This is a genomic window from Acinetobacter sp. YH12072, from assembly GCF_013419565.1.
Taxonomy (GTDB): domain Bacteria; phylum Pseudomonadota; class Gammaproteobacteria; order Pseudomonadales; family Moraxellaceae; genus Acinetobacter.
Window position 1 is genome coordinate 1 of record NZ_VOZV01000060.1, and the last position, 8,373, is coordinate 8,373.

Here is an 8,373-nt window from a genome sequence, read left to right on the forward strand (position 1 = left end):
TAATGGAAAAATCTAAAAGGTATGTTTTACCGAAAAAAAGAAGTAGAAACTACCCACGAGTTGTGAAAGGGAAACCACAGAAATACCCAAAAAAATGCCAGTCAATCTCTTAACTGACTGGCATTACCTCAAGTGAGGGGATTTTTTCTTATCTAAATTAGAGGAATCTTAAACCACTGAATCATCCAGATTTGGCGCTAACCAACGTTTCGCTTCATCCAGTGTCCAGCCTTTACGCTTCGCATAATCTTCCAGTTGATCACCAGAAATTTTACCTACGTTAAAGTATTCAGTTTCAGGGTTTGCATAATAGAAACCGCTGACTGATGAAGGTGGCCACATCGCAAAACTAGAAGTCAGGTAAGTACCCATTTTCTCAGTAGTTCCTAACCAGTCGAACAATGGTGCTTTTTCAGAATGTTCAGGACAAGCAGGGTAGCCCGGTGCAGGACGGATGCCGACATATTTCTCTTTGATCAATTCATCATTGTCCAGAGTTTCGTCAGCCTGATAGCCCCAGAACTCTTTACGGATGCGCTGGTGCAGATGCTCTGCAAAGGCTTCCGCAAAACGGTCACCCAAGGCTTGAACCATAATCGCATTATAGTCATCACCTTTGGCTTTATATTCCTGAGATAATTCTTCCGCACCGAAGATCGAAACGGTAAAGCCACCCAGATAATCCTGAGCCACATCTTTAGGCGCAATAAAGTCAGCCAATGAGTAGTTAGCCTTACCGGTTACTTTGTCAGACTGCTGACGCAAGTGCTCGAATGTATGTGTGATATTGCCAGCTTCATCAGTCACCGCAACCGTATCTGAACCGGTACGATTCGCAGGGTAGATACTGAAAGTTGCACGCGCATCGAAACGTTTATTTTCAATGATGTCTTTCAACATCGCTTGCGCTTGTGCATACAGGTCACGTGCTGCTTCACCCACGACTTCATCTTCAAGGATTTTCGGGAATTTGCCCGCAAGACTCCAAGAAATAAAGAACGGTGTCCAGTCAAAGTATTCCACCAAGGTTTCTAAAGGATAGTTGGTGAAAGTTTGTGAACCGATGAAGTTTGGTTTAAATGGTGCATTCTTATCGAAGTCGATTTTAAAACCATTTTCAACCGATTCAGCATAAGACAGTTTCGCTGCTTTCGGCTGCTTGTTGGCAAGACGGATACGAATTTTTTCATAATCCGCTGCATAGTCTGCTGCCAGTTTTGGCTTCATCTCGGCAGAAAGCAATTGAGTCGCTACACCGACGGCACGAGACGCATCAGCTGTGTAATACACGCCATCATTCTGGTATTGAGGGGCAATCTTCACAGCAGTATGCGCTTTAGAAGTCGTCGCACCACCAATCATCAATGGAATATTAAAGCCTTTACGCTGCATTTCTTTGGCAACGAAAACCATTTCATCTAGAGACGGTGTGATCAGACCAGATAAACCGATGATATCAACTTTTTCGTCAATCGCAGTTTGCAGAATCTTTTCACATGGCACCATGACACCAAGATCGACCACGTCATAACCGTTACAGCCCAGTACTACGCCTACGATATTCTTACCGATGTCATGTACGTCGCCTTTTACGGTCGCCATCAGGATTTTACCTTTGGCTTCGCCTTGGGTTTTTTCTGCTTCGATGTACGGGTTCAACCAAGCTACGGCCTGTTTCATGACACGTGCAGATTTCACTACCTGTGGCAGGAACATCTTACCGGCACCGAACAGGTCACCGACTACGTTCATACCGGCCATTAATGGGCCTTCGATTACGTCGAGTGGACGAACAGCTTTCAGGCGAGCTTCTTCAGTATCCTGGTCGATGTAAGTGGTAATACCTTTAACCAGTGCATATTCAAGACGCTTTTCAACGCTTTCATTACGCCATTCAAGGTTTTCTTCCGCTTTTTGTGCACCACCTTGACCACGGTATTTTTCAGCTATTTCCAGCAATTTTTCAGTTGCTTCATTACCGCTTTCACCCTGATTACGGTTCAGAATTACATCTTCAACCGCATCTTTCAGGTCTTTGTCGATGTCATCGTAAATTGCTAGCTGACCAGCATTCACAATACCCATGGTTAAACCTTGCTGAATACCGTAGTACAGGAATACCGCATGGATCGCTTCACGTACCGGCTCATTACCACGGAATGAGAACGATACGTTGGAGATACCACCAGAAATCATCGCATTTGGCAGGTTCTGTTTAATCCAGCCAGTGGCTTCGATGAAATCTACAGCATAATTGTTGTGTTCTTCGATACCGGTTGCAACAGCGAATACGTTCGGGTCAAAGATAATGTCTTCAGACGGGAAGCCAACTTCATTCACCAGCACGTCATAAGAACGCTTACAGATTTGTTTTTTACGTTCAGCTGTATCTGCCTGACCATTCTCATCGAATGCCATCACAATCACCGCTGCACCGTACTGACGGCAGAGGCGGGCACGTTCTACAAACTCGTCATAACCTTCTTTCAGGGAAATCGAGTTAACAACCGCTTTACCTTGCACGCATTTCAGACCAGCTTCAATGATTTCCCATTTTGATGAGTCAATCATGATTGGCACACGAGAAATATCAGGTTCAGATGCCACCAGATTCAGGAAGTGCACCATCGCACCTTCTGAATCGAGCATGCCTTCATCCATGTTGATGTCGATGATCTGTGCACCGGCTTCAACCTGTTGACGGGCAACATCTAGTGCTTCAGCGAAGTTTTCTTCTTTGATCAGACGCAGGAATTTTTTCGAACCGGTCACGTTGGTACGTTCACCGACGTTCACGAACAATGAATCTTTGGTGATGTTAAATGGCTCTAAACCACTGAGGCGACATGCTGGTTCAATTTCAGGGACCTGACGCGGAGCAATACCCTCAACTGCTTGAGCAATCGCGCGGATGTGATCGGGAGTGGTACCACAACAACCACCGGTGATGTTGATTAGACCACTTTCAGCAAATTCTTTAATGAAAGCTGCAGTTTCTTCTGGAGTTTCATCATAACCACCGAAGGCATTTGGCAAGCCGGCATTAGGATGCGCAGACACAAAAGTATCCGCCACATCAGACACAGTTTTTACGTGTGGACGCATTGCATCTGCACCCAGTGCACAGTTGAAACCAATCGAGATCGGTTCTGCATGACGCATTGAGTTCCAGAACGCTTCCGCAGTTTGGCCCGTTAATGTACGGCCAGATGCATCAGTAATCGTACCTGAGATCATGATTGGCAATTCAGTGCCCAGTTCTTTAAACACTTCTTTCACTGCAAAGATGGCAGCTTTGGCATTTAAAGTATCGAATACGGTTTCGATCAGGATGATATCAACACCACCTTCAATCAAGGCCTTGGTTGATTCGATGTAATTCACTTTCAATTCGTCAAAAGTGATATTACGGAAGGCAGGGTCATTTACATTTGGAGAAATAGAAGTGGTTCGTGATGTCGGCCCAATCACACCTGCCACAAAACGTGGTTTTTCCGGGGTTGAGTATTTTGCACAGGCTTCTTTGGCAAGACGCGCCGCTTCACGGTTGATCTCAGGAACCAGATCTTCCATGTGATAGTCAGACATTGAAACACGGGTGCCGTTAAAGGTATTGGTTTCAATAATATCGGCACCGGCTTCAAGATACGCTTCGTGAATGCCTTGAATAATCTGTGGCTGAGTCAGCACAAGTAAGTCGTTATTGCCTTTAAGGTCGTATGCCCAATCAGCAAAACGCTCACCACGATAATCGGCTTCTTCCAATTTATGGCGTTGGATCATGGTACCCATCGCACCATCGATAATTAAAATTCTCTTGGCAAGAAGTTCTTTTAGGGTGGCAAGTGTGGACATTCAAACTTTCTCAGTAAGCATCAAAAACAGCAATAATCTTAACAGATTAGTGCGCAGTTTTCTGTAACGCTTATACAGAATGCTGGATATGCTTGATATGAAAATTTGATAAAGAAACTCAAGCCGGTATAGAAAGTTGAAAACAGATGGAAATCTGGAAATTAAAGTTCTTGATAAAAGCGTGCGACTGGAAAATAAAATGTAAGCAGCTTTCATCAGAGTGTCATATAACAAAGCTAATCTTTAATCAAATATGACAGGCTCGCAAATATGACAGCCGGGTAGGAATGATCAGATATATTGCAAAACATGAATAAAGCTGGGCGATTTAAGCGTTTTATTTTTAATAAATAATTGATTATATTTGTATATTTTTAAAATTTAGAGCATGTGGTTACAGGATAAACGGCAACGAGAAAGTCTAAAAAACTGGTTTATATGACAGCACTTTGTCATATAATTGTCACAATTTAACTGAACAATATGGGGATTCTTGAATCCTCTATTCCTGCTTGCATGAATTCTAATCAAACTCCCTTAGGTTCAGCACAACAGTCGCCTTCTGATAAGCCGGCCAATGTTCATGTGCCCACACCGAAATTTTTTATGCCGGTGTTTCTGACTCTAATTATCTCCACGCTGATCTATATCGGCTTCCAATTGACTTCAGATTTAGCTCATGTCCCACCGATCGGTCTGTATTCAATGCTTCTTTTAGGCACGGCGTTATTCATTGCGCTGGGCTTCGAATTCGTCAACGGTTTCCACGACACGGCCAATGCGGTTGCGACCGTGATTTATACCAATGCATTGTCTGCACCGGTTGCAGTCATGTGGGCAGGTTTTTGTAATTTCCTTGGGGTAATGGTGGCCAGTGGTGCTGTTGCATATGGGATCATTGCATTATTGCCTGTCGAGCTGATTATGAATGTCGGCACAGGTGCCGGTTTCGCTATGGTTTTTGCCATGCTGATTGCCGCGATTCTCTGGAATTTGGGTACCTGGTTCCTTGGCATTCCCGCTTCCAGTTCACATACCCTGATCGGTTCGATTCTGGGGGTAGGTATCATGAACTACCTGTTGAATTCAGGTGGTGGTGCTTCTGGTGTGGATATGGAACAGGTGCTGAAAGTTGGTAAAGCATTGCTGTTTTCACCTCTGATCGGTTTTGCTTTTGCTGGGGTACTATTCCTGTTGGTGAAGAAGATCTTCAGAAAGCAACTTGAACTGTTTAAGCCACCTGAAGGCAATAAGCCACCACCACCGCTGATTCGTGCCATTCTGATCTTTACCTGTACAGGTGTGAGCTTCGCGCATGGTTCAAATGACGGTCAAAAAGGTATGGGGCTGATCATGCTGATCCTGATCGGTTGTGTACCTTTGGCATATTCATTAAACAAAAATCTGGATGCAGCACATATCCAGTCTTTTGGTCAGTTGTCTGCGCAAACGGCTGATGCGATTTATCCGCAGCATGAAGATATTCCGGACGAAAAAGCACGTGCCATCATCACGACCTACATTCAAACCAAAGAATTGAATGCTGAGGTTGTTCCTGCACTGGCAAGCCTGACAGATCATTTGGGTGATAAAGTCGGTAGCTACAGCAATATTAAAGATGTCCCAGAAACACAAGTTTCAGAATTCCGTAACGACATGTACCTGAGCACCACAGCATTTAAACGTCTGGACAAAGCAGAAGCTTTACCGGCAATGAGCGAGGCTCAGGAAAAAACCGTTGATGAGTATCGAGACAACTTGGATTCATTCCTGCAATACATTCCGACCTGGGTGAAAGTGGCAACAGCCTTGGCATTGGGTTTAGGTACCATGGTGGGTTGGAAACGAATTGTCGTAACTGTCGGTGAGCGGATCGGTAAAGAGCACATGACTTATGGTCAGGGGATGTCTGCCGAACTGGTAGCCATGTCTACGATCGCTGCTGCTGATGGCTTTGGTATGCCAGTATCTACCACTCATGTCCTGAACTCTGCAGTTGCAGGTACCATGGTGGCGAACAAGTCGGGCCTAAACTTTAAAATGGTCAAATCAATTCTGTCTGCCTGGGTATTTACACTGCCAGCAACGATCTGTTTATCAGGTGGTTTGTACTGGATTCTTCTGAAAGTTTTCTAAGAAGATTCGATGTAAAAAACGCTGCTTAGGCAGCGTTTTTTTATGGGTGATTTTTATATTTCCTTGTGGAAGATAGGAGTACTCCTCTTCTGCAAGAGATGAGGGATTTAAATAAAAGATGACCCCTCCCTAACCCTCACTTGCGCTGCGCTTTAAAAGCAGTGCTTTAAAGCTTGCTCAGGAGAGGGAATTTCCATTTGGAAGTTATAGATAAATCACATGATAATCCCTCTCCCTATGGGACGAGTAGCGCCACTGCGCAAGGGGGAATTATTGAAACCTCTCTCTAACCCTCACTTGCGCTGTACTTTTAAAGCAATGCTTTAAAGCTTGCTCAGGAGAGGGAATCTTCTTGAAGATCCAAAAGAAGTATTAATTTCACAAAGAAAACACCCTCTCCCTATGGGATGAGTAACATTGCTACGCAAGGGGGTGAGGGTAAAGTAAAAATACTTTTTCACTAACCCATATTTGAGTATTACCTTAAAACTTGCTCTGGAGAGAGATCTATCTATTTAAGAAGAATTACTTCTTCAACTTCTTACCCAATAATCCCTTTGGTAATTTATCCGTTGCAAAACCATACAGCGCAGCAAAAGGCAGAGCAGTACGTGCCAGATAAGCCACACGCCATAAACCGCCATGATTTGCGCCTGACATCATCAACTCAAGTGGATGGTTGAGTTGTATATCAGGATTGGCCACAGATTCAGGATTACGTAGGTCGTGAATCCACAATGCCGCCATAATCGCATTGGTGGTTTCAGGAGCGAATGCTTCTACATCAAATAGGCTGGCACCGTTAAATGCAGCTTTCAGCAGTGGATTCTTGGTCACAGAATAAGTCGTTGTTGAAGGAGCGATATTGATGCTCACTTGCTGCCCATTAGCACGTGCCAATGTTGCACGCCATTGCTGGATGCGTTTAGCCAGTGCATAGTTCGGACCTTGCTCAATGACCAGACAGTCACAAACACCATAAGACTTATCGCCCAATTTAAACAGTTGCTGCTCATTCTTCTGGAAGAAATGCTTGCGTGAGATTAGGGAAATGCCTTTGGTTAAGGTACTTTCTACTTTAGACAACTGCCGATATTTACTTTGTGAAGCCTGCACCACTTCTTCAGGTACTGCATAAACATCGGTTGGTGTACACATATACATCAGGCTGGTATTGGCTTTCTGCTCGCTGACATATTTCATAATGGCATCCATCGCCATGGAAACACGTACGTGCTTTTCACCGTCCAGATAAGCAATCGCCGCGAGATCCAGATCCTGTTTGAACTGAATCAGCCATTGAGCAATTTCAGGAATCTGGGTGAGCAGGTTGGCACCGAGTTTTTCTTTTAAAACTTCCAGTGAAGTATCAGCAGGAAGCGCTTCAACTGATGGTGCATATAAAGTAGCGTTGCCTTGACTCACTGTATCTAAAATCTTGCCCCAGACACGGGTATTCGGCAGGTCAATTGCGACGATATTGGCTTTCCATTTCGACAACCAGGTCAGTGGACCTGCTTCAGAAGCGGCACCAAATAGAACAGTGGTACGATCGGATAGGTCAAACCATTCCGGATGAGCAATACATTCACGTAGCGCATTGGCATGACTTGGCTCGACAATGCCACGCTCTTCCCATGATTGGATCTGATCCAGTAATGCTTGTCCTTGCAGTTTTTTGCCATGATAAGGCACATACCATTCTGGGGCTTTTTCAGACTGGCCTTTCAGTTGAAAAGTATTCAGGTTCTGCGCAGGCAAGGACATCACATCTTTTAGTAGATGCTTCTGGCCATCACGGTAAAACTCAAAACTGGCATGTGCAGTTTCTAGACCTTGCTTGGCAATACTTAGTGCTGCATCTGCGGAGCGTAATCCATCTTCAACCAGATGTTTAAAGTGTACTGGATATTGCTTACGCCAGTTCTTTTCCTGCTGTGCTGCAGTAGCATGTACAGGATCAACTGCGCCTAAGGCTTCAGAAATAATGTTACGGCCGATTTTCGATGTGCTTGGTTTTTGTTGTGAAGCAGAAATGGGAAATTGAAGACCGTCTAGGGAAGTGGACATGCAAAATATCTCGCAACTTACAGCAATTAATATACAGATGTATACATTATCGCTGCTAAGTTGCTTCCTGAGTTGGCATTAAATTCCAGTCTTGGGTCTTAATTTATTACTAGATGTTTCAAATAAAAAGGAAGCTTGAAGCCATTGCTGTCCCACAATTTTTCACAAGAGGAAGCTCAAATGAACTTCCTCTTGTTTTATGGGTATTTTATCGGGTGAAAATAAAGCTTTTAAAGTTCTTCTTTCAAACAAATTCACTTGAATTATTCTGAGTAAACGTTGAACTGTCCAACCTGTTTTTCCTAAATGTTG

The 8,373-nt window shown here is 44.1% G+C and carries 3 protein-coding genes and 1 pseudogene; 1 reads left to right on the forward strand and 3 read right to left on the reverse strand.

Features of this window, described 5'->3' with window-relative positions; genetic code table 11:
• Window positions 1–168 precede the first annotated feature (168 nt).
• Window positions 169–3,855, reverse strand: a complete 3,687-nt coding sequence (gene metH / locus FTU19_RS15375; protein WP_180131838.1) for a methionine synthase — start codon at window positions 3,853–3,855, stop codon at window positions 169–171.
• 516 nt (window positions 3,856–4,371) lie between these two features.
• On the opposite strand from metH, the gene FTU19_RS15380 reads away from it, so the two are divergent.
• Window positions 4,372–5,991, forward strand: a complete 1,620-nt coding sequence (locus FTU19_RS15380; RefSeq protein WP_034589959.1) for an inorganic phosphate transporter — start codon at window positions 4,372–4,374, stop codon at window positions 5,989–5,991.
• 525 nt (window positions 5,992–6,516) lie between these two features.
• On the opposite strand, the gene FTU19_RS15385 is transcribed toward FTU19_RS15380, so the two are convergent.
• Together FTU19_RS15385 and FTU19_RS15390 are read right to left on the reverse strand one after the other, a co-directional pair.
• On the reverse strand, window positions 6,517–8,061 hold the full coding sequence (locus tag FTU19_RS15385; RefSeq protein ID WP_180131843.1) for a hypothetical protein: 1,545 nt from the start codon (window positions 8,059–8,061) through the stop codon (window positions 6,517–6,519).
• 162 nt (window positions 8,062–8,223) lie between these two features.
• Window positions 8,224–8,373 (reverse strand): annotated as a pseudogene (locus FTU19_RS15390) (IS4 family transposase); the annotation flags it as partial.

Excerpts from the sequence above, each read along its gene's own strand:
- FTU19_RS15380 (WP_034589959.1), top strand. The coding sequence starts at position 4,372 with ATGAATTCTAATCAAACTCCCTTAGGTTCAGCACAACAGTCGCCTTCT.
- FTU19_RS15385 (WP_180131843.1), bottom strand. The coding sequence starts at position 8,061 with ATGTCCACTTCCCTAGACGGTCTTCAATTTCCCATTTCTGCTTCACAA.
- metH (WP_180131838.1), bottom strand. The coding sequence starts at position 3,855 with ATGTCCACACTTGCCACCCTAAAAGAACTTCTTGCCAAGAGAATTTTA.